This is a genomic window from Actinomadura geliboluensis, assembly GCF_043197915.1.
GTDB lineage: Bacteria > Actinomycetota > Actinomycetes > Streptosporangiales > Streptosporangiaceae > Spirillospora > Spirillospora geliboluensis.
Window position 1 is genome coordinate 194,673 of sequence record NZ_JBICUA010000008.1, and the last position, 23,278, is coordinate 217,950.

At 72.6% G+C, this 23,278-nt stretch carries 19 protein-coding genes and 1 pseudogene; 7 read left to right on the top strand and 13 right to left on the bottom strand.

The genetic code is table 11. The features are described 5' to 3' along the window. Nucleotides 1-128 precede the first annotated feature (128 nt). Nucleotides 129-599, top strand: a complete 471-nt coding sequence (locus ACGFI1_RS25755; RefSeq protein ID WP_392788597.1) for a hypothetical protein — start codon at nucleotides 129-131, stop codon at nucleotides 597-599. On the opposite strand, the gene ACGFI1_RS25760 is transcribed toward ACGFI1_RS25755, so the two are convergent. From ACGFI1_RS25760 to sigE, 4 genes are all read right to left on the bottom strand, one after another. Further along, the gene (locus ACGFI1_RS25760; RefSeq protein ID WP_392788599.1) at nucleotides 596-1,216 is read right to left on the bottom strand and encodes a GyrI-like domain-containing protein; all 621 of its coding nucleotides are present in this window, start codon (nucleotides 1,214-1,216) and stop codon (nucleotides 596-598) included. The genes ACGFI1_RS25755 and ACGFI1_RS25760 overlap by 4 nt on opposite strands. Next, nucleotides 1,203-1,775 (bottom strand): PadR family transcriptional regulator, encoded by a 573-nt coding sequence (locus ACGFI1_RS25765; RefSeq protein ID WP_392788601.1) that lies wholly within the window; start codon nucleotides 1,773-1,775, stop codon nucleotides 1,203-1,205. The genes ACGFI1_RS25760 and ACGFI1_RS25765 overlap by 14 nt, the downstream gene beginning before the upstream one ends. 61 nt (nucleotides 1,776-1,836) lie before the next feature. Continuing rightward, entirely contained in the window at nucleotides 1,837-2,640 is an 804-nt protein-coding gene (locus tag ACGFI1_RS25770) for an alpha/beta fold hydrolase (RefSeq protein ID WP_392788604.1), read from the bottom strand. Nucleotides 2,641-2,688: 48 nt separating this feature from the next. Then, nucleotides 2,689-3,216 (bottom strand): RNA polymerase sigma factor SigE, encoded by a 528-nt coding sequence (gene sigE, locus ACGFI1_RS25775; RefSeq protein ID WP_138639281.1) that lies wholly within the window; start codon nucleotides 3,214-3,216, stop codon nucleotides 2,689-2,691. Between the two features lie 221 nt (nucleotides 3,217-3,437). Here sigE and ACGFI1_RS25780 point away from each other — a divergent pair, with 221 nt between their 5' ends. Both ACGFI1_RS25780 and ACGFI1_RS25785 read left to right on the top strand, forming a co-directional pair. Beyond that, entirely contained in the window at nucleotides 3,438-5,012 is a 1,575-nt protein-coding gene (locus ACGFI1_RS25780) for an acyl-CoA synthetase (protein ID WP_392788606.1), read from the top strand. A gap of 133 nt (nucleotides 5,013-5,145) precedes the next feature. After that, nucleotides 5,146-6,786 carry a serine/threonine-protein kinase gene (locus ACGFI1_RS25785; protein WP_392788609.1) on the top strand — a complete coding sequence of 547 codons (1,641 nt, stop codon included), beginning with the start codon at nucleotides 5,146-5,148 and terminating at the stop codon, nucleotides 6,784-6,786. A 34-nt stretch (nucleotides 6,787-6,820) separates the two neighbouring features. Here ACGFI1_RS25785 and rho read toward each other — a convergent pair. Beyond that, nucleotides 6,821-7,966 (bottom strand): annotated as a pseudogene (gene rho, locus ACGFI1_RS25790) (transcription termination factor Rho); the annotation flags it as partial. 669 nt (nucleotides 7,967-8,635) lie between these two features. Here rho and ACGFI1_RS25795 point away from each other — a divergent pair. Continuing rightward, the gene (locus tag ACGFI1_RS25795; RefSeq protein WP_301174489.1) at nucleotides 8,636-9,409 is read left to right on the top strand and encodes an enoyl-CoA hydratase/isomerase family protein; all 774 of its coding nucleotides are present in this window, start codon (nucleotides 8,636-8,638) and stop codon (nucleotides 9,407-9,409) included. On the opposite strand, the gene ACGFI1_RS25800 is transcribed toward ACGFI1_RS25795, so the two are convergent. From ACGFI1_RS25800 to ACGFI1_RS25810, 3 genes are all read right to left on the bottom strand, one after another. Beyond that, on the bottom strand, nucleotides 9,399-10,301 hold the full coding sequence (locus tag ACGFI1_RS25800) for a hypothetical protein (protein ID WP_138639271.1): 903 nt from the start codon (nucleotides 10,299-10,301) through the stop codon (nucleotides 9,399-9,401). The genes ACGFI1_RS25795 and ACGFI1_RS25800 overlap by 11 nt on opposite strands. A 76-nt stretch (nucleotides 10,302-10,377) precedes the next feature. After that, complete coding sequence (locus tag ACGFI1_RS25805; RefSeq protein WP_392744173.1) at nucleotides 10,378-11,022, bottom strand: LuxR C-terminal-related transcriptional regulator; 645 nt, start codon at nucleotides 11,020-11,022, stop codon at nucleotides 10,378-10,380. Then, nucleotides 10,986-12,299 (bottom strand): sensor histidine kinase, encoded by a 1,314-nt coding sequence (locus ACGFI1_RS25810; protein WP_392788612.1) that lies wholly within the window; start codon nucleotides 12,297-12,299, stop codon nucleotides 10,986-10,988. The genes ACGFI1_RS25805 and ACGFI1_RS25810 overlap by 37 nt, the downstream gene beginning before the upstream one ends. Before the next feature lie 197 nt (nucleotides 12,300-12,496). Here ACGFI1_RS25810 and ACGFI1_RS25815 point away from each other — a divergent pair, with 197 nt between their 5' ends. Next, the gene (locus ACGFI1_RS25815) at nucleotides 12,497-14,686 is read left to right on the top strand and encodes an MMPL family transporter (protein ID WP_392788614.1); all 2,190 of its coding nucleotides are present in this window, start codon (nucleotides 12,497-12,499) and stop codon (nucleotides 14,684-14,686) included. A 51-nt stretch (nucleotides 14,687-14,737) separates the two neighbouring features. Here the strand turns inward: ACGFI1_RS25815 and ACGFI1_RS25820 are convergent, their stop codons facing one another. Continuing rightward, nucleotides 14,738-15,574 carry a polysaccharide deacetylase family protein gene (locus ACGFI1_RS25820; RefSeq protein ID WP_138640080.1) on the bottom strand — a complete coding sequence of 279 codons (837 nt, stop codon included), beginning with the start codon at nucleotides 15,572-15,574 and terminating at the stop codon, nucleotides 14,738-14,740. Nucleotides 15,575-15,648: 74 nt separating this feature from the next. Between ACGFI1_RS25820 and ACGFI1_RS25825 the strand changes: the two genes are divergently transcribed. Then, a complete protein-coding gene (locus tag ACGFI1_RS25825; protein WP_392788617.1) occupies nucleotides 15,649-16,425 on the top strand; it encodes an ABC transporter permease in 777 nt (258 codons plus the stop codon). Between the two features lie 443 nt (nucleotides 16,426-16,868). On the opposite strand, the gene ACGFI1_RS25830 is transcribed toward ACGFI1_RS25825, so the two are convergent. The 4 genes from ACGFI1_RS25830 to ACGFI1_RS25845 all read right to left on the bottom strand — a co-directional run bounded on the left by ACGFI1_RS25830 (nucleotide 16,869) and on the right by ACGFI1_RS25845 (nucleotide 21,846). Further along, on the bottom strand, nucleotides 16,869-17,738 hold the full coding sequence (locus ACGFI1_RS25830) for a helix-turn-helix transcriptional regulator (protein ID WP_138640082.1): 870 nt from the start codon (nucleotides 17,736-17,738) through the stop codon (nucleotides 16,869-16,871). Between the two features lie 74 nt (nucleotides 17,739-17,812). Then, the gene (locus tag ACGFI1_RS25835; protein ID WP_392788620.1) at nucleotides 17,813-19,456 is read right to left on the bottom strand and encodes an AMP-binding protein; all 1,644 of its coding nucleotides are present in this window, start codon (nucleotides 19,454-19,456) and stop codon (nucleotides 17,813-17,815) included. Beyond that, the gene (locus tag ACGFI1_RS25840; protein WP_392745067.1) at nucleotides 19,453-21,135 is read right to left on the bottom strand and encodes an AMP-binding protein; all 1,683 of its coding nucleotides are present in this window, start codon (nucleotides 21,133-21,135) and stop codon (nucleotides 19,453-19,455) included. Before ACGFI1_RS25840 ends, ACGFI1_RS25835 begins: the two co-directional genes overlap by 4 nt. A 96-nt stretch (nucleotides 21,136-21,231) precedes the next feature. Continuing rightward, complete coding sequence (locus ACGFI1_RS25845) at nucleotides 21,232-21,846, bottom strand: TetR/AcrR family transcriptional regulator (RefSeq protein WP_392788622.1); 615 nt, start codon at nucleotides 21,844-21,846, stop codon at nucleotides 21,232-21,234. A gap of 81 nt (nucleotides 21,847-21,927) precedes the next feature. Here ACGFI1_RS25845 and ACGFI1_RS25850 point away from each other — a divergent pair, with 81 nt between their 5' ends. Then, a complete protein-coding gene (locus ACGFI1_RS25850; protein WP_392788624.1) occupies nucleotides 21,928-23,238 on the top strand; it encodes an MFS transporter in 1,311 nt (436 codons plus the stop codon). The last annotated feature ends 40 nt before the right edge of the window (nucleotides 23,239-23,278 follow it).

Here is a 23,278-nt window from a genome sequence, read left to right on the forward strand (position 1 = left end):
CGTCCGAAAACCCGGCTCAGACCGGGAGAGCGAGCGGGACCACACCGCTTCCGGCTTGTATTTACACAGTCATTCTTGTAAAAAAGTGAGAAATAGGTGGTCTCAGCGCGGAAGCCTGGCGGGTGCACATGTCTCATGGAGTCGAGGTCGTTCTCGCCTGCATCCTCGTCCTCGCCTCGGCCGTGTGGGTCGGCGGGTTCGTGGCGATCGGCGTGGTCGCGCGGGTCAGCGTCCGGACGCTCGGTCCCGGTGACCGGGTCGCGTTCTTCCGCGCGCTGGGCCGGCTCTACCTGGGTGTGGGGACCGGCGCGCTGGTGCTGGCCCTCGGCAGCGGCGCGGCCCTGGTCGCCGACCGCCCCTGGGACGGCACCCTCACCGCGACCGCCGTGCTGGCCGCCGCCCTCGTCGCCGCGCTCGCCTTCGGCGTCCTTCAGGCGCGCCGGATGACCCGCCTGCGCCGCGACGCCCTGGCCCACCCGGACGACGCCTCGCTGGCGGCCCGCGTGCGCGGCGGAGCGCGCAACGCCGGGCTGCTGCGCGCCTCGATCGGCCTCCTCAGCCTCGCCCTCGTCGTCCTGGGGACGGTCCTGGCGACCTAGTCCGCCCGCTCGACGGGCTGCCGGAGGACGGTCCTGAGCTTGGCGGGCGCGCTCCGGCGCGGGTCGCCGAGGTAGACCTCGTGGTGGTGCCCGGTCATGCGCAGGTTGTTGGCCGCGAGGTACTCCCCATGGAGCGCGGCGAGGATGGGGCCCTCGTCGTCGTACGGCCCGATGTGCAGGACTTGGGCGCAGAGGCCCTCGTGCATGGGCTCGTAGCGGACGTCGGCGATGGTGGGCAGGCCCTTCTTCGTCAGGGCGGTCTGTTTGGCGTCGTCGATGAAGTCTTCGGTGATCCAGTCGGGCTGGCTGATGAGCATGCGCCATTGCCAGGCGTCCTTGTCCCGGGCGGTGAACACCTCCGGGCGGTCGGACCACCACAGCCCTTCGAGCGGTCCGACGACGAAGTCCCGGTCAAGGGTGCGCTTGCTGGCGAACTTGATCGTGTACGCGACGGTGTAGAGCGCCTCGACGGCGCGGGCATAGTCGGCGCTGGTGTTCGGGTCGCCGCTGCCGTCGACGGCGATGAACCGCTGCGCGGGCACGTCCACCAGAGCCCAGTCGCGGTTCCTCGGCGCGTAGCACTGCTTGAGCTCTTGCTTGATGTCATAGCGGGTCATGGCCGTCGCCTTCCTGGCGGGGGTCGTCGGCCAGTTCCGCCCGGTAGGCGGCCAGCCACTGCTGTTCGGCGGTCAGTTGGCCGAGCGTGTAGTCGAAGACGGCGCGGGCGAAGCCGGGCATCCACGGCTGGGCGTCGCGGGCCGCGCCGATCTCGGCGATCTTCTCCGCGAGGGCCGCCGCCCGCCGGTCGAGCGCGGCCCGCAGCCGCTCGGGCGGGATGACCGGCTGGTTGGCCAGGCCGACCAGGACGGGCGGGAACACCGGCCGGAGTTCGGCCACCGCCGCCTCGGCCGCCCGCGCGCACGCCCGGCGCCCTTCGGTCGTGGGCCCGTACACCCGCCGTGCCTTGCCCCGCGCCGGCCGCTCCGCGTCGATCTCGGCGATCAGCCCGCGGTCGCGCAGCCGGGCCAGCAGGTAGTAGATCGAGCTGAACCCGATCTCCGTCCACTCGCGCATGCCGCGGGCGCTGATGACCTCGTCCAGCTCGTAGCCGTGCCTCGGCTTCTCCATCAGCAGGCCGAGCAGGGTCAGCTCGGCGGGCGTCAACTCGGCGGCCATGCTTCTATCCTAGTACTAGAATAGAAGCGCGAGCGCGGTGACCGCTCGGCCGTGCCGGGGCTCAGGCGGCGGACTGCGCCTTCAGCGGGTGGGCGCTGCCCTCCAGGAGGATCTTGGCCACCAGGGGCGGGTCGTCCGCCATGGGGACGTGGCCGCAGCCCTCCAGCCAGACGAAGCGGGCGTTCGGAAGCCGGCGCTGGGCGCGGACGGCCTGGCTGCGCAGCAGCAGGCGGTCCTTGGTGCCCCAGGCGATGGTCACGGGGACGTCCGCGCAGGAGCCGCGGAACCGGGTGGTGCGGCCGGCGCGGAGGGTGGGTTCGAAGCCCGGGGCGTCGCGCATGGCGCGGGCGTCGCCGGTGAGGGCGTCGATGTCCATCAGGTCGGGACGGCCGTAGATCATGCCGAACATGAGCGTGCGGCGGCGCGGCGAGCGGGCCAGGCGGGTGAGGAAGGTCTCCGGGACGCGGGCGCCGAGGCGAGAGGCGCGCAGCACCGACATGCCGTAGCGGAGTTCGAGGGCGTTGAAGAAGCCCGCCGGGGACAGCGCGGTGGCGGAGCTGGCGAGGCCGCGGTCGGCGGCTTCGAGCGCGAACAGGCCGCCGAGCGAGTTGCCCGCGACGTGCGGCCGGTCGAGGCCGAGCTCGGCGAAGCTCGCCGCGAGGGCGTCGAGGGCGGTGTCGAGGGTGTAGGGGGTGCCGGGCGGGAGCGCCGGGGAGTCGCCGAAGCCGGGCAGGTCGACGGCGATGACGTCGCGTTCGGCGGCGAGCAGGTCCATGACGGGGGCCCAGCCCTGGCGGCGGTGTCCGATGCCGTGCAGCAGGACGAGGGGCGGTCCGTCGCCGCGGCGGTCGAAGACGATGTCCACGGCCGCAGGGTAGGCCGGAAGTTACTCAGCGGTCACTAGTGATGCTCGTCACTGCGCGCACTCGGCGGGGCGGCGGTGCTCCAGGGCCTCGCGGAGCTGGCCGCGGCCGCGGTGGATGCGGGAGCGGACGGTGCCGAGCTTCACGTTGAGGGTCGCGGCGATCTCCTCATAGGAGAGCCCCTCGATGTCGCACAGCACGACCGCCGCGCGGTACTCGGGGGCGAGGGAGTCCAGCGCCCGCTGGATGTCGGCGTCGAGGTGCCGGTCGTCGTAGGCCTGCGCGGGCGACGGCTCCCGGCCCTGCAGACGCTCGGCGGCGTCGTCGGCGAGGGAGTCGAACCGGATGCGCTGCTTGCGCCGGGCGCGGTCGAGGAACAGGTTCGTCGTGATCCGGTGCAGCCAGCCCTCGAACGTGCCGGGGCTGTACGACGACAGCGAGCGGAACACCCGGATGAAGACGTCCTGGGTCAGGTCCTCGGCATCGTGCCGGTTGCCGGTCAGCCGGTACGCCAGCCGGAACACCCGCGTCGAGTGCTCGCTGACGATCTCCTCCCACGTCGGCGGGGTCCACGCCATCGCGCCTGCGCTCACCACTACCCCCGTCTGATACTGAATCGTTACGGCCAAGCATGCCGGTACCCAGATAAGAGCCGTGTAAGGACCCCGCGCGTGGCCGGATCAGGCGGTGTGGGATGTGACTCATCTCATTGGACCGGACGCCAATAGGCATTGAGTTCACGCGCCGTCCACGAGCAGGATCGGGATCGGTCCCACCCCGACTCCCGCGAGGACGTGGCATGGCGCGTAGCTACAACCTGGCCGACCTGATCGAGATCCTGGCCGCCGCCGGACCGGACCGTCCGGCCCTCGTGGCGGGGACCGAGCGGCGGACGTACCGGCAGCTCAGCGAGCGTGCGAGCCGGGTCGGGCACCATCTGGCGGCGGCCGGGGTGCGGCCCGGCGAGCACGTCGCGATCCTCGCCTACAACCGGGCCGAGTGGATCGAGGCGATGCTCGGCGCGTTCAAGACCCGCGCCGTGCCGATCCCGGTGAACTACCGCTACGTGGCCGCCGAGCTGCGCCACGTGCTCGCCGACTCGGACTCGGTCGCGCTCATCGGGGAGCGTTCGCTCTTGGCGAAGGTGGAGGAGATCCGCGGGGAACTGCCCGCGCTGCGGCACGTCGTCGTCCTGGAGGACGGCTCGGCGGACGAGATCCCCGGCGCCGTCGAGTACGAAGAGGCGCTGGCGGCGGCCGACCCGAGCGACGACTTCCCCGAGCGCTCGAGCGACGACCGCTACATCATGTACACCGGCGGCACCACCGGCTACCCGAAGGGCGTGGAGTGGCGCTGCGAGGACATCTTCTTCGGGGCGCTCGGCGGCGGGAACGTCCTCGGCGACCCCATCGGCAGCCCCGAGGAACTGGCCGCCAACGCCGACCAGCCGGGGATGGCCGTCCTCGACTGCGCGCCCGTCATGCACGGCGCCGGCCAGTGGGTCGCGTACATGGGGCTGTTCACCGGCGCCAAGGTCGTCCTCTACACCGACCACGCGTTCGACGCCGACAAGGCGCTGCGGCTCCTCGCCGAGGAGAAGGCGAACGTGCTGATGCTGGTCGGCGACGTCATGGCGCGGCCCGTCGCGAAGGCGCTGGCGGGCGGCGGGTACGACACGTCGTCGCTGATCGCGATCGCGTCCGGCGGCGCGCCGCTCACCGAGGGCGCCAAGCAGGCCCTCCAGGAGCACCTGCCGACCATCATGTTCCTCGACAACTACGGCGCCTCGGAGACCGGCGCGTGCGGCCCGTCCGTCGACTCCAAGGAGGGGACGGCCCGCTTCATGATGAAGCCGGGCATCACCGTCCTGGACGACGACCTCAACGTGGTCAAGCCCGGCGAGATCGGCAGGCTCGCGCGCAGCGGCCACATCCCGCTCGGCTACTACAACGACCCGGAGAAGACGGCGTCGACGTTCTTCACCGCCGCCGACGGCACCCGCTGGTCGATCCCCGGCGACTTCGCGAGCCTGGAGGAGGACGGGACGATCACCCTGCTCGGCCGCGGCTCCCTCGTGATCAACACGGGCGGGGAGAAGGTCTACCCGGAGGAGGTCGAGGTCGCGCTGAAGGACCACCCGGACGTGTACGACGCGGTCGTCGTCGGCCTGCCCGACGAGCGGTTCGGGCAGCGCGTCGCCGCCGTCGTCGCGCCCCGCCCCGGCACGACCGTCACGCTGGAGCAGCTCACCGAGCACTGCCGGGGCCGGCTCGCCGGCTACAAGCTGCCGCGCCAGATCACCCTGGTGGACGAGGTGCAGCGCACGGCCGTGGGCAAGTCCGACTACAAGTGGGCGCGCACCGTCCTCGGCTGACGGCACCGCGCCGGTAAATGCGGCCCGCGCGGTTATACCACGGCTGCGCGCGCTTTTCTCGCTGGACCGCGGTCAAAAAACAATTGATGCCGAGGGAGCGTGCCTTGAGCGCGTTCCGGCGAATAACCACGTCATGAATGGGGATCGGCCGATACCGCTCGCGCGGCGGTATCGCCTGCTCTCTGTGGTCGGCAGGGGCGGCATGGGCACCGTGTGGCGCGCCTACGACGAGATGCTCGACCGGGACGTGGCCGTCAAGGAGGTGCACCTGCCGGCGCGCATCACGCAGAGCGAGCGCAGGGTGCTGTGCCGGCGGCTGCTGCAGGAGGCGCGCGCGACGGCCGCGCTGCGGCATCCCGGCGTGATCGCCGTGCACGACCTGATCGTGGAGGACGGCCGGCCCTGGATCGTCATGGAGTTCCTGGCGGGGTGCTCGCTGAACCGGCTGGTCATCGAGGACGGCCCGCTGAGCGTGCGGCGGACGGCGCAGATCGGCGCCGCCGTGCTGTCGGTGCTGCGGGCGTCGCACGAGGCGGGCATCCTGCACCGCGACGTGAAGCCGAGCAATGTGCTGCTCTGCGACGACGGCCGCGTTCTGCTCAGCGACTTCGGGCTCGCCGTCCAAATGGACAATGGCCGGGAGCTGGCCGACACAATGCCCACGGGCATTGAGGGATCTCCCGCTTATCTTCCGCCGGAGCGCATCGACGGGCAGTTGAGCGTGCCGGCGTCCGACCTGTGGTCGCTCGGCGCGACGCTCTACATGGCGGTCGAGGGTTTCGCCCCGTTCCTGCGCTGCCACGCCCTCGCGTCGATGATGGCGGTGATGCTGGGCGACTACGCGCGCCCGGCGCGGGCGGGCCCCCTGACCCCCGTCATCGAGGGGCTGCTGCGGCAGCGGCCGGAGGAGCGGCTGACCGCCGAGGCCACGGCGGACCTGCTGCGGGACGTCGTCGCCGACCTCCCGGAACCGGGCATCACGCGGGCGCCGCGCCCCGAGCGGGTGCGCGTCCCGGCCACGCGGCGGGCCTTGCGCGGGCCGCGCGTCCCGTGGACACTGCGCAGCGGGAAGGCGCCGTGCGGTTCGCCGCGTTCCCGCCGGTGGTTCAAGCCTCCGCGGTTCAAGGCCCCGCGGTTCAAGACCCCGCCGCTCAAGACCCCGTCGTTCCGGGGGCGGCGGCTCCGGCCGGGGGCGGTCGCCGGGGTCGCGGTGCTGGCCGTCCTCGCGGCGGGCACGGGCACCTGGGCGGCCCGCTGGACGTCGATCGGCAAGAGCGACGCGGTGGCGCTGCGGCCGGCGGCGGGCGTGACCGCCAAGACCGCGAAGTACCACGAGACGGGCGCCTACTCGGTGCGGGTGCCGGCGGGCTGGCAGTCCGAGCGCAGCGGCACCGTGATGACCTGGAAGGACGCCGGGGCGGGGCGGGGCCTGCGCATCTCCCCGGCACCGGGCGATCCGCTCGCGGGGCTGCGCGCCGAGGAGCACCGGGCGGTGGGGGAGCACCGCTTCCCGGGCTACCGCAGGCTGCGGCTGGAACCCGCCCCCGAGGTCGCCGCGGGCGGCGCCGAATGGGAGTTCACCTGGCGGTCGGGCACGGGCGACGGCGTCAGGCACGTGCTGTGCAGCCGGGCGGCCGGGTACGAGTTCTGTTTCTCCGCGCCCGATCCCGACTGGACGCCGGGCCAGCGGCTCTACGACCGGATCCTGGAGTCGTTCAGGCCGGAGAAGCCGAAGAAGCACCAGAAGCAGGAGAAGGCACAGGAGCGCGACTGAGGGGTCTCCTCCGTTCCGAGTCCGGGGCGGCGGCTCAGGTGGTCTGCTGGAGGCGGAGCAGGAACTCGGCGTTGGACGAGGTGCCCTTCATCTTCTCCAGGAGCTGCTCGACGGCCTGCTGCTTCTCCAGCCCCTGGAGGGCGCGGCGCAGCCGCCAGGAGAGCGCGAGCTCCTCGGGGGACATCAGCAGCTCGTCGCGGCGCGTGCCGGACGCCTCGATGTCGACTGCGGGGAAGACGCGGCGGTCGGCGAGGCCCCGGTCGAGCTTCAGCTCCATGTTGCCGGTGCCCTTGTACTCCTCGAAGAAGACGTCGTCCATGCGGGACCCCGTCTCCACGAGCGCGGTCGCGAGGATCGTCAGCGAGCCGCCGTTCTCGATGTTGCGGGCGGCGCCGAAGAACTTCTTCGGCGGGTAGATCGCGGTCGTCGCGACGCCGCCGGCGAGGATCCGGCTGCTGGAGGGCGCCGCGAGGTTGTAGGCGCGGCCGAGCCGGGTGATCGAGTCGAGCAGCATGACCACGTCGTGGCCCTGCTCGACGAGCCGCTTGGCCCGCTCGACGGCGAGTTCGGCGAGCGCGGTGTGGTCCTGCGCGGGACGGTCGAAGGTCGAGTGGACGACCTCGCCGCGCACGGTCCGCTGCAGGTCGGTGACCTCTTCCGGCCGCTCGTCGATGAGCACGACCATGAGGTGCACTTCGGGGTTGTTCTGCGCGATCGCGTTCGCGACGGCCTGCAGGACCATCGTCTTGCCGACCTTCGGCGGCGACACGATGAGCCCGCGCTGGCCCTTGCCGATGGGCGCGACCAGGTCGATGACGCGGGTGGCGAGGGGGCCGGTGTCGAGGCGGAGCCGCTCGTCCGGGAACAGGGGGGTGAGCTTGCCGAACTCGGGGCGGTTCGCGGCCTCGGCCGCCGGGAGGCCGTTCACGGTCTCGACGCGGGCGAGCGAGCCGAACTTCTCCCGGCCGGACTTCGGCGCCTTCGCGGTGCCCGCGACGACGTCGCCGGGGCGCAGGTGGTGCGCCTTGACCTGGGCGAGGGAGACGTGCACGTCCTCCGGCCCGGCGAGGTAGCCGGAGGTGCGGACGAAGGCGTGCTTGTCCTGGACGGCGAGGAGGCCGTGGAACGGGACGGCGGGCCCGTCGTCGGCGGTGCGCCGCGCCTGCTGGCCGCCCTTGCGGGCGTTCTGCGCGGGCACGGTGTGCGCCTGCGACCGGCGACCGGCGGCGGTGTGCCCGGTCGCGGGTTCGGAGGTGAGGGTGGAAGTGGACATGCGGGTCCCTTCTCAGGCTCGCGCGGAGCGGTCCGCGCCGCCTGGAGTCGTTTCCCGGGTACGGCGGCGGAACCCGCGGCGCGTACGCGAGAGGAATGCGAGAGATGCAGCTCGGTTCACCGGGCTGACGTCGGCTCCCTTGTGCGGCGGTCCGGAACGCCGAGGTGCGCGCGCCGAACCGGGAGGATCACCGGGCGCTCAGATGGCCCGGGCGGGGAAGAGAGGGCCTTCGAGGCGATTCACGGAATCCGAAGGCACTGCCTTGACAGTACAGCACGCGACGCGGGTTGCGCATTCCCCGATCGCCGCCGATTTTCCTCATGAAGGTCGAGCCCCCTGTACCGATGCGGCGGCGCCGTGCGGCGCCGCCGGCGGCCGCCTGCGCGCGTCCCCCGACGGCAGAGGCGGCCAATTGCACCGTATGACTCCCCGAGCGGCCCCGAGGTTCCCGGACGGCGCTCCGGTCCGCGGCCGGGACCGGCCGCCCCGGGATCGTCCGGGCGCCGCGCGCTCCGTACGATGAGCCGGGTCGAGGCGCGACGACATCCGGGCGGGGCGTCCGGGCGAGGGAGGACCATGGCCGCCGGGCTTGACTTCGAGGTCGCCGAGGGCGTCGGGACGATCACCATCGACCGGCCGGCCAAGCGGAACGCCATGTCGGCGGACATGTGGCGGGCCCTGCCCGGCATCCTGGAGACCCTCGCCAAGGACCCGGCCGTCCGGGTCGTGGTGCTGACGGGCGCGGGCGGGAACTTCTGCGCGGGCGCCGACATCGCCGAGCTGAACGACATCCACCGCGACGACGACTCGCACCTGTCGACGGTCGCCGAGCGGGCGCTCGCCGCGTTCCCGAAGCCGACGCTGGCCGCGATCGAGGGGTACTGCGTCGGCGGCGGCTGCCAGCTCGCGGCGGCCTGCGACCTGCGCTTCGCCGCCGAGGACGCCCGGTTCGGGATCACCCCGGCCAAGCTCGGCATCGTCTACCCGGCGGGCGCGACGGCGCGGCTGGTCCGGCTCGTCGGGCCGGCCGCCGCGAAGTACCTGCTGTTCTCCGCCGACCTCGTCGGCACCGGGCACGCGCTGCGGATCGGGCTGCTGGACGAGGTCGTCCCGGCGGGCGGCCTGCGCGACCGGGTCGCCGCGTTCACCGCGACGCTCGCGTCCCGGTCGCTGCTCACCCAGCAGGCCACCAAGGACATCGTGGACGCGATCGCCGCCGCCGGGCCCGTCCGGGAGAAGACGGACCGGTGGCTGGCGGAGGTCGCGGCGAGCGGCGAGGTCGAGGAGGGCATCGCCGCGTTCCTGGAGCGCCGCGCGCCCGCGTTCACCTGGACGGCCCCTACTCGCTGAGCCCGGCCGGGGCGCCGGCGGACCAGCCCGACAGGTCGCAGAACCGGCCCTCCGGCAGCCGGTGCAGGCGCCGCGCCGCGCCGGACGGGTCGTCCAGCGGCACGGCGCCCTCGGGGCGGCGCAGCTCGGCGAGCGGCACGACCCCGCACACCAGCGCGTCCGGCGTCCGGACGATCAGGAGCGGCCCGATCTGCGCGCCGCCCCGGTCGACGCCGCGCAGCGCGCCCAGCAGGCCGCGGGCCTTGCCGGTGGTCTCCGGGCAGTCCTCGCGCAGCGCGGCGACGAGGTCGACGAAGTCGCGCTCCAGCGCGCGCGGACTGCGCCCGGACAGGTAGTAGCGGTCGCGGTCGGTCAGCTCGACGCGCAGCCCGTACTGCTCGGCGAACCGCTCGTAGGGGCCGGCCAGCGCGGGCCGCGCGTCGGGCGGGTCGGCGGTGAGCGCCCCGGCGACCAGCTCGGCGGGCTCGGCGCCGAGGGAGGCGGCCACGGCCTGGTCGAGCCGCCCGACGAGGTGCGCGCGCAGCACCGCGACCTCGGCGGCGAGCCGGTCGAGGGCGTCGCGCTGCTCGGCGGCGGCGTCGCGCTGCTGCTTCAGCCGCGCGGTGACGTCCGGCAGCAGCCGGTCGTTGATCTGCGAGATCAGCGACCGGATCCGGGTGTCGGCGGCGCCGAGCGCCTCCCGGTCGCGGTCCTGCTCGGCGGTGAGCCGGTCGAGCCGCTCCCGCTGCGAGGCGCGGAACCCCTCCAGCTCGTCCCGGGTGCCCTTGAGCGCGCGGAGCTGGGTGCGGATGTCGGCGATCTCCGGCGCGCCCGGGGAATGCCGGCGCTCGAACGCCAGATACAGCTCCCGCCCGGCGATCGCCAGGCACAGCAGGACCAGAACCACCGTCATCGCGCCCTCCCGGGGCCGTCTCGCGGAGCAGACTATGCCACCCGGTACGGCCCCGGCGGGGCGCGGAGAACGCCCCCTACTTGTTCAGATAGGCGAGGACGGCGAGGACGCGGCGGTTGTCGTCGCCGGTCACCGGCAGGTCGAGCTTGGTGAAGATGTTGGCGGTGTGCTTGGTGACGGCCCGCTCGGTGACGACGAGCCGCTCCGCGATCGCGGCGTTGGAGCGCCCCTGCGCCATCAGCTCCAGCACCTCGGTCTCGCGCGGGGTGAGCCGGCTCAGCGGGGTGTCGCGGGTGCTGGACGCGACGAGCCGGGAGATGACCTCGGGGTCCATCGCGGTGCCGCCCGCCGCGACCCGGCGGACCGCGTCCACGAACTGGGCCGCGTCGAACACCCGGTCCTTCAGCAGGTAGCCGATGGCGCCGGTGCCGTCCGCGAGCAGCTCCCGGGCGTAGAGCTGCTCGACGTACTGCGACAGCACCAGCACCGGCAGGCCCGGCACCCGGCGGCGGGCCTCCAGCGCGGCCTGGAGGCCCTCGTCGGTGAAGGACGGCGGCAGGCGCACGTCGACCACCGCCACGTCCGGGCGGTGGTCGAGCAGTGCCTTCAGGAGCGACGGGCCGTTGTCGACGGCGGCGGCGATCTCGAAGTCGTGCGTCTCCAGCAGGCTGACCAGGCCCTCCCTCAGAAGGGCGAGGTCTTCGGCGAGGACAACGCGCACGGCAGCTCCAGCGTCACGATCGTCGGGCCGCCCACGGGCGAGCTGAGGGCGAGGACGCCGTCGAATGTACCGATCCGCCGCTCGATGCCGCGCAGCCCGGTCCCGCCGTCGAGGGTGGCGCCGCCGCGCCCGTCGTCGGTGACGGTGATGCGGAGCATCCCGCCCTCGTAGCGCAGGTCGATCCAGACGCGGGACGCGCCGGCGTGCTTGGCGGCGTTGGTGAGGATCTCCGACACCGCGAAGTAGGCGGCGGACTCGACCGGCGGCTCGGCCCGTCCGGGCAGGTCGGCCTCGACCTCGACGCGCATCGGGTGGTCCAGCGCGAGCGCCTTCACCGCGTCGCCGAGGCCGCGGTCGGCGAGCACCGGCGGGTGGATGCCGCGGACCAGGTCGCGCAGCTCGTGCAGCGCCTTCGCCGACGACGCGCGGGTCTCGGCGAGCAGCAGCCGCGCCTTCTCCGGGTCCTTGTCGAGGAGGTGCTCGATGGCGCCGAGCGTCATGCCCATCGCGACGAGCCGGGCCTGCGCGCCGTCGTGCAGGTCGCGCTCGATGCGGCGCAGCTCGGCGGCGGACGCGTCCACGGCCTCCGACCGGGTCTCGGTGAGGTGCTGGACGCGCAGCGCCAGCTGCGACTTCTTCGTCGGCCCGAGGATCGTCCGGCCCCAGCGCCCGTACACGGTCATCATCTTCGGCCCGATCGCGTACCCGAGGGCGATGCAGGCGGTGGCGACGACCACGGTGGACAGGACGCGGCCGGGCTCGCGGCCGTACCCCTCGGTGATGTGGACGTAGGCGTACCAGTCGCTGCCGCCGTAGTGGCCGATCATGTCGCCGGCGAACGCGGCGAGCAGGTACCCCCAGAGCCCGTAGATGATCAGCAGGCCGGGCAGCGCCGCGGTGAACAGCGCCACGAACGGGTCGGTGACGACCCACAGGTAGTCGCGCCAGGTGGCCGGGTCGGAGATCAGCGCGATGAACCGCTTGAACATCCCGTGCAGGCCGGGCTCCTGCTCCGGCTCGGGCAGGTACGGGCGCTCGATCCGGGCGTCCGTCCACTTGTTGATGCGCTCGCGGTAGGCGTCGAGCTGGGTGCGCATGAGCATCGTCGCGGACGGGAACAGCAGCACCCCGATGAAGCTCGTGATCATCGAGATGACCGTGAGGAACCAGAGCCCGGCGAGCGTCGCCGGCACGGCCAGCATCCACAGCGCCAGCCCGCGCCAGGGCGCCCTCGCATGGCGCAGCAGTCGTGTTTCCTTCACCAATTCACCGCTCACTGGATCCTCCAAGGCTCACCTGCCATCTGGAATCCAGTCTTCTGGCGAGCACCCACGTCCACAGTGTGCCCGCACACCGAACCTGGGGTGTACCTACGTCCACCCCGGAACGCCGTTTAGAGCCATGTCCCGCCGGACGCGCGCTTCCTAGCGTCAATGGGTGTCACCCCGCAGACGACCTAACCAGGGGAACCCCCATGAAGCGAAACCTCGCCGCCGCGCTCGGCGGCTGGAGCGCGCGGCACCGCGTGACGGCCGTCCTCGGCTGGCTGCTGTTCGTCGTGCTGGCCTCGGTGCTGGGCGGCGCTGCCGGCCAGATCACGATGGCGGACCACGAGCAGGGCGTCGGGCAGTCGGCGCGGGCCGCGCAGATCGTCGCGGAGGCCGGCATCGAGGACCCGGACCGGGAGACGGTGCTGCTCTACGGCGCCCCCGCGGCCTCGCCGGAGATGCGCCGGGCGGTGGCGGACGTGCGGGCGAACGTCCAGGCCACGGGCCTGATCACCGACCTGCGCCCGGACGTGGTGGCCAAGGACGGGCGCCATGTGATCGTCCAGTTCACGCTGAAGGAGGCGCCGGACGACCCGCTGCCCGCCGTGCGGGACGCGGTCGCGAAGGCCGAGCGCGGCAACCCGTCCGTGCGGATGGGGCAGTTCGGCGGCGCCACCGCCGACGCCTGGTTCGACGACGCCCTCGGGGCCGACTTCAAGCGCGCCGAGCTGACGGCGGTGCCGCTCGCGCTCGGCATCCTGCTGGTCGCGTTCGGGGCGCTGCTCGCCGCCGTGCTGCCCGTCGTCCTGGCGTTCACCGCGTTCCTCGCCGCCGGCGGCGTCCTCGCGGTGGTCAGCCACGCGCTGCACGTCGACCAGACGACGAACTCGGTGATGCTGCTGATGGGCCTCGCCGTCGGCGTCGACTACTGCCTGTTCTACCTGCAGCGCGAGCGCGAGGAGCGCCGCAAGGGCCGCGACCGGGAGACCGCCCTGGCGATCGCCGCCGCGACCTCCGGCCGCTCCGTGCTCGTCTCCGGCATCACCGTGATGGTCGCGATGTCCGGGATGTTCCTGTCCGGTCTGCTGCTCTTCAAGGGGTTCGCGATCGCGACGATCCTCGTGGTCCTCATCGCGATGCTCGGCTCGGTGACCGTCCTGCCCGCGCTGCTGTCCCTGCTCGGCGACAAGGTCGACTTCGGCCGCGTCCGGCTGCCCCGGCGCCGCCGGGAGGAGCGCGCCGGCGTGGTCGGGACGCTGCTGAGGCCCGTGCTGGCCCGCCCCGGCATCGCCGCGCTGCTGTCGGCCGGCCTGCTGCTCGCCCTGGCCGCGCCCGCGCTCGGCATGAAGACCGAGCGGCTGCGCATCGACCAGCAGATCCCGCCCGGCGAGGAGATCGCGCAGACCTACACGCGGCTGAACGAGGCGTTCCCCGGCAACCCGGAGCCCGCGGTCGTCGTGCTGAAGGCCCGCGACATCAACGCGCCGCAGGTCACGCGGGCGATCGACGACCTGAAGCGGCGGGCGGCCGCGTCCGGCGAGCTGAACGAGCCGATCGACGTCACCGTCCACGACCGCGCGAACGTCGCCGAGATCGAGGTCCCGCTCGCCGGGACGGGCTCGGACGCGACCTCGAAGCACGCCCTGGAGACGCTGCGGGAGCGGATCGTCCCGGAGACGGTCGGCAAGGTCGGCGAAGCGCCCGTCACCGGGCAGCTCGCCTGGTCGACCGACTACAACGGGCAGCTGAAGTCGAGCATCGCGCCGGTCTTCCTGTTCGTCATGGCCATCACGTTCCTGCTGATGCTGGTCTTCTTCCGCTCGCTGCTGATCGCCGCCAGCGCGATCGTCCTGAACCTGCTGTCGGTGGGCGCCGCGTACGGGGTGATGGTGGCGGTCTTCCAGCACGGCTGGGGAGACTCGCTCGTCGGCACGACGGGCGCCGGGGCGCTCGAATCCTGGATCCCGCTCTTCGTCTTCGTCGTCCTGTTCGGCCTGTCGATGGACTACCACGTGTTCGTCGTCTCCCGGATCCGCGAGGCGTATGACCGGGGGCTCGACACGCCCCGCGCCGTGCACGAGGGCGTCCGCGCCACCGCGGGCGTCGTGACCAGCGCGGCCGTCATCATGATCGCGACGTTCGGCATCTTCGGCACGCTGTCGATGCAGGACTTCAAGCAGCTCGGCGTCGGCCTCGCGGTCGCCGTCCTGATCGACGCGACGATCGTCCGGGTCGTCCTGCTGCCTGCGGTGATGTCGCTGCTGGGACGCGCGAACTGGTACCTGCCGGCGTGGCTGAACTGGCTGCCCCGCATCTCCCACGGCGACGAGCCCGCCCTCGCTCCCGCCCCCGACCTGCGCGCGGGCACCACGGAAGACTTGGTGGCCGCTCGCTAGGACCTGTTCGCCCTCCGACCTCGCAGCGCCCGGTCGGAGGGCGATGCGCGGTCAGAGGGCGACGAAGGTCAGGCCGCGCTTCTTCAGCTTCGGGATGGCGTCCCGCAGGGCCTTGATGGTCTGGGAGCGGTCGCCGCCGCCGTCGTGGCACAGGACGATGTTGTTCTCCTGGCCCTTCAGCAGGGCGCGGCGGATGCGTCCCACGCCGGGGCGGGCCCAGTCGCGGGGGTCGACGGCCCAGTCGATCGGGAGCATGTCGTGCTCGGCGACCAGTTCCAGGACGGTCTTCGACCAGGCGCCGCCGGGCGAGCGGAAGAACTGCGGGACGACGCCGGTGACGTCCGCGATCCGGTCGTGCGCCTCGACGATCTCCTTGCGGACCCTCTTCTCCGGCAGGCTCGCGATGGCGATCGGGTGCGTCATGGTGTGGTTGCAGATCTGGTGCCCGGCGTCGGCGATGCGGCGGGTGAGCTTCGGGTACTCCTTCACCTGCTCGCCGATGATGAAGAACGTCGCGTGGACCTCGTGCTCGGCCAGCAGGTCGAGCATCTTCGGCGTCCACGTCGGGTTCGGGCCGTCGTCGATGGTCAGCGCGATCGACTTCGGCGGCGCGGGCGGGGCCAGCTGCGACAGCTCCCGGACGGGCTTCTCCAGCGCGGTGAGCTTGCCCGGCGTCCAGGACGCGGCCCGCGGCGTGGGGGTCGGCGTCGGCGTCGGGGTCGGCGTCGGATGGATCACCGGCCGCGCGCGGGGCGTCGCCGCGGGCGCGGCCGCGGCGCGGGAGCCCGAGGGCCGCGCTGCGTCGGCGCCGAGCGTGGCGAGACCGGCGGCACCCAGCAGCAGAAGCGCTTTGCGGCGGGATGTCCCACCTGACTCCTCAACCTCCACAAGTCCCACGCTATCGAGGTTTTAACCGGGTAGGGGGTCGCTATGGGATCACAATCGGCTCATTTGGGCGGCAGGTGAGCGCGACCCCGGAGGTCGGTCCGCTGCTGGCCTTCGTGCTGGCGTCGCTGGCGGCCGTCGCGGCGCTGCTGGTCCGGGTCGGCGGCCTCGGTCTCGGCCGGGACATGCTGGTCGTCTCGGTGCGCGCGGCGGTGCAGCTCACCGCGGTGTCGCTGCTGATCGCGGCGGTGCTGCGCAGCGCGGGGCTGACGGCCGCGTTCATCGCCGGCATGGTGGTGATCGCGGTCGTGACGGCGGGCCGCCGCATCACCCGGTCGCGGCGCGGCCCCGGCTGGTGGACGGCACTGCCGATCATCAGCGGCGTCGGGCCCGTGCTCGGGCTGCTGATGGCGACCTCGCTCGTCCCGGCCCGCACGGTGTCGGTGCTGCCGATCGCCGGGATCTTCATCGGCGGCGCCATGTCGGCGACCGGGCTCACCGGCCGCCGCGCGCTGGACGAGCTGGCGACGCGCCGCGGCGAGTACGAGGGCGGCCTCGCGCTCGGGCTGCTGCCGCGCGACGCCGCGCTGGAGGTGTGCCGCTCGTCGGCGGCGCTCGCGCTCTTCCCCGTCCTCGACCAGACCCGGACGGTCGGGCTGGTCACGCTGCCGGGCGCGTTCGTCGGGGTGCTGCTCGGCGGCGCCGACCCGGTCCAGGCCGGCGCGGTGCAGCTGCTCGTCCTCATCGGGCTGCTGGCGATCGAGTCGATCGCCGTGCTGATCACACTGGAGCTGGTGGCCAGGGGCCGGTTCGCCGCCGCCCCGGCGGACGGGAGGCGGACGCATGGCCATTGACGGCAGGGCGGTGGACGTCCTCGGCGAGTTCCCGCAGGTGGGAGAGGGAGCTGCCGGTACACATCCGCATAAATTGGCAACAGGCTCGCGCCGATCGCCGTAACCCTTTCACTAAGAACAATCATGTTCGCCAGAGGTGTTACGGTCTTCAGTGCAATATCGGGGGCCGGACGTCCCCGGCCGGATTCGAGCCGGGACGGCCGTGCGATCACGGCCCGGCGCAGCCGGCGTGTGGTGACCGAGTGTCCAGGCAGTGCGCCACGGGGGCCGATCTGTGCTGGAACACGCCCGCGTCGCCGCCCGCGGCGCTGACCCCGTCGCCGGGCCGATCCACCGAGAAGCCGCGCGGCCCCGCGGTTCTCACCGGCCCCACCGGCCCATCGGCCCGTCCCACCGCGATCCGGTGGCGGCGGCCGGGGTCCATTCCCCCGCGCAGGGCGGCCTTACGGGAGCAGGCCGGCGCGGCGGGCGGCGGTCACGGCCTCCAGGCGGGTGTGGCTGTCGAGCTTGCGCATCGCCGAGCGCAGGTAGCTCTTCACCGTCTCCGGCAGCAGGCCGAGCCGTTCGGCGGCCTCCGCGTTCGTGCAGCCGATCGCCACGTACGACAGGACGTCCAGCTCGCGCGGCGACAGGACGGGGCGCGGCGCGGCGTCCGCGTCGTCCAGCCCGGCGGCGGCGAGCCGCAGCGACGCCCGGCGCAGGCGGTCGCGGGTCGGCAGGTCGCTGACCTCCTCGGCCAGCGCCCGCAGCTCCGCGTGGACCGCCCGCACCTCCTCCCAGCGCGCCGCCGACGTGCCGGGCCGCGCCCGCGCGAGCGCGTCGTCGGCGCGGTCCTGGACGGCGAGGTCCTGTTCGAGGTCGCGGGCGACCTGGACGGCGGCGCCCACGATGCGGTCGGCGAGGCCGAGCGGTTCGCGGAGCGCGCCGTACAGGACGCCGCGCACCCGCCGCCGGACGACGATCGGCACGGCGACGATCGACAGCAGCCCCTCCCGCCCCACGGGCTTGTCGTAGTCGTGGCTGATGGCCGCCGAGCACGGATAGTTGCTCACCCAGGCGGGACGTCCGAGGGCCATCGCCTTGCCGCCGAGCCCGTTGCCCCGCCGCACGACGAGGCCGTTCAGCGAGTCGGTCGTGTTGCCGACCAGCTCGGTGATGCAGAGCCGGTCCCGGCCGCTCAGGGCGCCGCCGAACACCATCGGCAGCCCGGTCGTGCGGTGCAGGGACAGCACCGCCGACCGGACGGATCCCGCGTCGTCGCGCGCGCCTCGGGGGGCGCGCCCTCCCGAGGCCCCCGGTTCAGCCGCATCCATGCTCCGAGCATGCCCTGCGCGACCCTCGCCCCGAAAGGCCGGACGCGGAGAAACGCGGGGGTTTCCGCAGGCGGTCAGGCGTGCCGCGCGGTGGCGGCGTCCTCCAGGCCGAGGATGTCGACGGCCTCCGCGCGCATCTGCACCTTGCGGATCTTGCCGGTGACCGTCATCGGGAACTCCTCCACGACGTGCACGTAGCGGGGGATCTTGTAGTGCGCCAGCTTGCCCTCGCAGAACGCGCGCAGCTCCCCGGCGGTCATCCCGGGCACGCCCTCGCGCAGCCGCACCCAGGCCATCAGCTCCTCGCCGTACTTCTCGTCGGGGACGCCGATGACCTGCGCGTCCACGATGTCGGGATGGGTGTAGAGGAACTCCTCGATCTCGCGCGGGTAGATGTTCTCGCCGCCCCGGATGACCATGTCCTTGATCCGGCCGGTGATGTTGACGTAGCCGGCGTCGTCCATCACGGCGAGGTCGCCGGTGTGCATCCAGCGGGCCGCGTCGATGGCCTCGGCCGTCTTGTCCGGCTCCTCCCAGTAGCCGAGCATCACCGAGTAGCCGCGGGTGCAGAACTCGCCGGGCACGCCGCGCGGGACGGTGACGCCGGTCTCCGGGTCGATGATCTTGATCTCCAGATGCGGCAGCACGGTGCCGACCGTGGACACCCGGCGGTCGAGGGAGTCGCCCGCCCGGGTCTGCGTCGACACCGGCGACGTCTCCGTCATGCCGTAGCAGATCGCGACCTCGCCCATCCCGAGCCGCTCGATGACCTGCTTCATCACCTCGACCGGGCACGGCGACCCCGCCATGATCCCGGTGCGGAGGGTGGACAGGTCGAGGGCGTCCAGCGAGGGCTCGTTCAGGACGGCGATGAACATCGTCGGCACCCCGTACAGCGACGTGCAGCGCTCGGCGGCGACCGCTTCGAGGGTCGCCTTCGGGTCGAACGCCGGCGCCGGGATCACGACGCACGCGCCGTGGCTCGTCGCCGCCAGGTTCCCCATCACCATGCCGAAGCAGTGGTAGAAGGGCACGGGCACGCACACGCGGTCCTCTTCGTCGTAGCCGCACAGCTCACCGACGAAGTAGCCGTTGTTCAGGATGTTGTGGTGCGAGAGCGTCGCGCCCTTGGGGAAACCCGTCGTCCCGGACGTGTACTGGATGTTGATGGGGTCGTCGGCGGTGAGCGTCCGCGCGATGTCGACGAGGACGGCCGGGTCGCTCGTCCGGCCCGCCTCCATGAGCCCGTCCCAGTCGGAGGTGCCGATGAGGATGACGTCGCGTAGGGCGGGGCACTTCGGCTTGACCTCGTCCACCATCGCCGCGTAGTCGGACGTCTTGAACGTGGACGCCGACACCAGCGTCCGGATGCCCGCCTGGTTGAGGACGAACTCCAGCTCGTGCACCCGGTAGGCGGGGTTGATGTTGACGAGGATCGCGCCCAGTTTCGCCGTCGCGTACTGGACGAGCATCCACTCGGCGCAGTTCGGCGACCAGATCCCGACACGGTCGCCCTTGACCACGCCGAGGTCGCGCAGGCCGAGCGCCACGGCCTCCACGTCGTCGGCGAACTGCTCGTACGTCCAGCGGCGCCCGGAAGTGCGGTCGACGAGCGCGTCCCGTTCGGGGAACGCGGCGACCGTCTTGTCGAGGTTCGCGCCGATGGTGTCACCGAGCAGGGGGGTGGTCGATACGCCCGACGCGTAGGAGAGGTTCATCGTAGGTCCTCCTCGCGGAACTCACCCGGCGGCCGGTCGTCCGGGCCGGGATGCTTGTCGATCTCGCTGGTCCGCAGCTCGACCCGGCGGATCTTGCCGGAGATCGTCTTCGGCAGCTCGGCGAACTCCAGCAGCCGCACCCGCTTGTACGGCGACAGCTGCGCCCGGCTGTGCTCGAAGATCGCCTTCGCGGTCTCGGCGGTCGGCTGCCAGCCGTTCGCGAGCGTCACGTACGCCTTCGGCACGGCCGCGCGGACCGGGTCGGGCGACGGCACGACCGCCGCCTCCGCGACCGCCTCGTGCTCGATCAGCACGCTCTCCAGCTCGAACGGGGAGATCTTGTAGTCGGACGCCTTGAACACGTCGTCGGCGCGTCCGACGTAGGTGATGTAGCCGTCCTCGTCGCGGGAGCCGATGTCGCCCGTGTGGTAGTAGCCGCCCGCCATGGCCTCTTCGGTGCGGGCCTCGTCGCCGTGGTAGCCGGTCATCAGCCCGAGCGGGCGGTCCTCCAGCTCCAGGCAGATCTCGCCCTCGTCGCCCGGCTCCCCGGTCAGCGGGTCGATCAGCGCCACCTTGTAGCCCGGCACGGCGCGCCCCATCGACCCCGGCTTGACCGGCTGGCCCGGCGTGTTGGCGATCTGCACGGTCGTCTCGGTCTGCCCGAAGCCGTCGCGGATCGTCCGGTCCCAGGCGTCCCGCACCCGCTCGATCACCTCGGGGTTCAGCGGCTCGCCGGCCGCGACGACCTCGCGCGGCGGCGTCGCGAGGCGGCCGAGGTCGGCCTGGATCAGCATCCGCCACACGGTCGGCGGCGCGCAGAAGCTCGTGATGCCGCAGCGCTCCATCGTGTCGAGCAGCCGGTCGGCGTCGAACCGCGTGTAGTTGAAGATGAACACGCACGCCTCGGCGTCCCACGGCGCGAAGATGTTGCTCCACGCGTGCTTCGCCCAGCCCGGCGACGAGATGTTGAGGTGGACGTCCCCGGGCCGCAGCCCGATCCAGTACATCGTCGACAGGTGCCCGGCCGGGTAGGACGCGTGGGTGTGCTCCACCAGCTTCGGCTGCGCCGTCGTCCCGGACGTGAAGTAGAGCAGCAGCGTGTCCCGCGACATCGTCAGCCCGTACGGGGTGAACGACTCGCCCTCCTCGTAGGCGTCGGCGTACGTCGTCCAGCCCTCGACGGGCGCGCCCACGGCGATCTTCGTGTAGTCGCCCTCGACGCCGTCGAACTTGCCGGTGTCGGCCGAGGCGACCACCACGTGCCGCGCCTTGCCGCGGGTCAGCCGGTCCTGCAGGTCGGCCGTGCCGAGCAGCGGCGTGCACGGGATCATGATCGCGCCGAGCTTCATCACCGCGAGGACGGTCTCCCACAGCTCGACCTGGTTGCCGAGCATCAGGATGACCCGGTCGCCGCGGCGCACGCCCGTCCGGCGCAGCAGGTTCGCGACCTGGTTGGACCGCCGCGACAGCTGCGCGAACGAGTACTTCGCCTCGGAGCCGTCCTCCTCGACGATCCACAGCGCGGGCGCGTCGTTGCCCTCGGCGATCTTGTCGAACCAGTCCAGCGCCCAGTTGAAACCGGTCAGCACCGGCCAGCGGAACTTCTCGTACGCCGTCGCGTAGTCGTCGCGATGCGCGAGCAGGAAGTCGCGCGCCGCGCGGAACTCGACTGCGGGCATGGTCTCTCCTCGTAGCCGCACGGACACCCGGTCACCTGGATGGTTGGCCATCCGGGTGACCCGCGCCACCCCCGAACGGGGGTAGTCGGGATCGTCCTACCCGCCCGTCGTGAACGTGGACCGCAGCAACCGCGCCATGTGCTCGCCGATCTGCTCCGGCGTCCACCCGCGCTCGTTGAGCAGCGTCTCGCCGACCCCGTTGGAGATGAGCGCGAGCAGCATGTCGGTGGCGGTGTCGACCGTCCAGCCGGGAGCGAGGACGCCCTCCTCGTCCAGCCGGCGGATCAGCGCCCGGTTGGTCTCCAGCCGCCAGTACAGCGCCGCCTCCCAGTGCCGCGCCGCGTCCGGGTCGTTGCCCGCCTCCCGCTCGACGGCCCGCGACACCTGCAGGATGCGCGCCATGAAGTCGGCGTGCCGGTACGCGAACGCCTCCAGCGCCGCCACCGCGTCCGGCGCCTCGCTGATCGGCGCGAACCGGCCCTCCAGGTCCTCGACCTCGTTGACGTAGCCGAACAGCTCGGTGATCAGGTCGGCGCGGGACGCGAAGTGCAGGTAGACGGCCCGCCGCGACACCCCGGCGTGCTCGGCGACGGCCGCCATCGTCGTCGCCGCCATGCCGCGCTCCTCGACGAGCTCGCGGGCGGCCCGCAGCAGCGCCATCCGGGAACGGCGGCTCCGCGCGTTCCGCGGCTCCTCGATCGACCTGGGCATGGCCCCATGATTCCAGCCTTGTCGAAACTGCACTGAATGTGTACTTTTCAACTTTACATCATGTGCAGTTAAGGGGGACGTGTGCGGCAGTGGTGGCCGGTCGCGGGCAGCGGCCTCGTCGTCTTCATGGCGACCCTGGACACGAGCATCGTCGCGGTGGCGCTGCCGTCGCTCGAACGCGGCTTCGGGGTGCGGACGTCCGCCGCCGAATGGGTCGTCCTCGGCTACCTCGCGCCGCTGATCGCGCTCACGCTCCCCGCCGGCCGGTGGCTCGACCGCACCGGCCCTCGCGCGGCGCTGCTGCTCGCCGTGGCCGGCTTCACGCTCAGCAGCCTGGCCGCCGGGCTGGCCCCGTCCCTCCCACAACTGGTCGCGTCCCGCGTCGCTCAGGGCGCCTTCGCGGCGGTGCTGTTCGCGGTGATCCCGACGATCGTGATCCGCTCCGTCCGCCCCGACCTGGCCGGACGGGCGGGCGCGCTCGTCATGACGCTCGGCCCGCTGGGCGCCGTGAGCGGCCCGCCGCTCGGCGGACTGATCGTCCAAGCCTGGGGATGGCCGTGGATCTTCTACATCAACATCCCGATCGGCGTCCTCGTCACGGCCATCGCGCTGACCACCCTGCCGCCGGACGCCCTCCGCCTCCCGGGCCGCGCCTTCCTGGCCGAGACGGCGCTCCTCGCCGCGGCGAGCGTCACGCTGCTGCTCTCGCTCTCGCTGTCGGCGAGCCACGGCATCGCATGGTTGGCCCTGGCCCTCGGCGCCGTCCCGCCCCTCTGCCTCTGGGGCCGGACGAGGGCGAGCGACCCCGTCCGGGCCCTCCTCCGCGTCCCGGCGCTGGCCGCGCCCGTCGCGGCGATCATGCTGAACGCCCTGGTCATCTCGCTCACCGAGTTCCTCGCGCCGTTCTACCTCCAGCGGACGCTGGGGCTCTCCCCGTCCGCCACCGCGGCGGCGATCCTGGCGTTCCCCGTGACGATGGTCGCGGCGGGCCCCGTCGGCGGCGTCCTCGGCGACCGCTGGGGGACGGACCGCGCGGCCGTCCTCGGAGCCGCGGTCACGGCCGCCGGCGTCCTGCTGCTGGTGCCCCTCGGCACCGGCTGGCACCCGGCCGACCTGAGCTGGCGCCTGGCCATCGTTGGCGCGGGCACCGGCCTCTTCGCGGGCCCGACGTTCGCAAGGCTCATGTCGAGCGCGCCACCCGACCTCCAGGGCACGGCCGGAGCGGCACAGAGCCTGGCCCGCCAACTCGGCTTCTCCCTAGGTCCCGCCTTGGCGACGACTGTGTGGGCCTTGTCCGACTACAGCCTCATCGGCCTGCGCACGGCCTTCGCCTTGGCCACGGCTACCGCCCTCACGACCGTGCTGACCCTGCGCCTCCGTACCGGACGCTGAAACGGCGGACGACCCGGAGCCGGATGGCCTCGGGTCGTCC

Excerpts from the sequence above, each read along its gene's own strand:
- ACGFI1_RS25755 (WP_392788597.1), top strand. The coding sequence starts at position 129 with ATGTCTCATGGAGTCGAGGTCGTTCTCGCCTGCATCCTCGTCCTCGCC.
- ACGFI1_RS25760 (WP_392788599.1), bottom strand. The coding sequence starts at position 1,216 with ATGACCCGCTATGACATCAAGCAAGAGCTCAAGCAGTGCTACGCGCCG.
- ACGFI1_RS25765 (WP_392788601.1), bottom strand. The coding sequence starts at position 1,775 with ATGGCCGCCGAGTTGACGCCCGCCGAGCTGACCCTGCTCGGCCTGCTG.
- sigE (WP_138639281.1), bottom strand. The coding sequence starts at position 3,216 with ATGGCGTGGACCCCGCCGACGTGGGAGGAGATCGTCAGCGAGCACTCG.
- ACGFI1_RS25780 (WP_392788606.1), top strand. The coding sequence starts at position 3,438 with ATGGCGCGTAGCTACAACCTGGCCGACCTGATCGAGATCCTGGCCGCC.
- ACGFI1_RS25785 (WP_392788609.1), top strand. The coding sequence starts at position 5,146 with ATGAATGGGGATCGGCCGATACCGCTCGCGCGGCGGTATCGCCTGCTC.
- ACGFI1_RS25795 (WP_301174489.1), top strand. The coding sequence starts at position 8,636 with ATGGCCGCCGGGCTTGACTTCGAGGTCGCCGAGGGCGTCGGGACGATC.
- ACGFI1_RS25800 (WP_138639271.1), bottom strand. The coding sequence starts at position 10,301 with ATGACGGTGGTTCTGGTCCTGCTGTGCCTGGCGATCGCCGGGCGGGAG.
- ACGFI1_RS25815 (WP_392788614.1), top strand. The coding sequence starts at position 12,497 with ATGAAGCGAAACCTCGCCGCCGCGCTCGGCGGCTGGAGCGCGCGGCAC.
- ACGFI1_RS25830 (WP_138640082.1), bottom strand. The coding sequence starts at position 17,738 with ATGGATGCGGCTGAACCGGGGGCCTCGGGAGGGCGCGCCCCCCGAGGC.
- ACGFI1_RS25835 (WP_392788620.1), bottom strand. The coding sequence starts at position 19,456 with ATGAACCTCTCCTACGCGTCGGGCGTATCGACCACCCCCCTGCTCGGT.
- ACGFI1_RS25840 (WP_392745067.1), bottom strand. The coding sequence starts at position 21,135 with ATGCCCGCAGTCGAGTTCCGCGCGGCGCGCGACTTCCTGCTCGCGCAT.
- ACGFI1_RS25845 (WP_392788622.1), bottom strand. The coding sequence starts at position 21,846 with ATGCCCAGGTCGATCGAGGAGCCGCGGAACGCGCGGAGCCGCCGTTCC.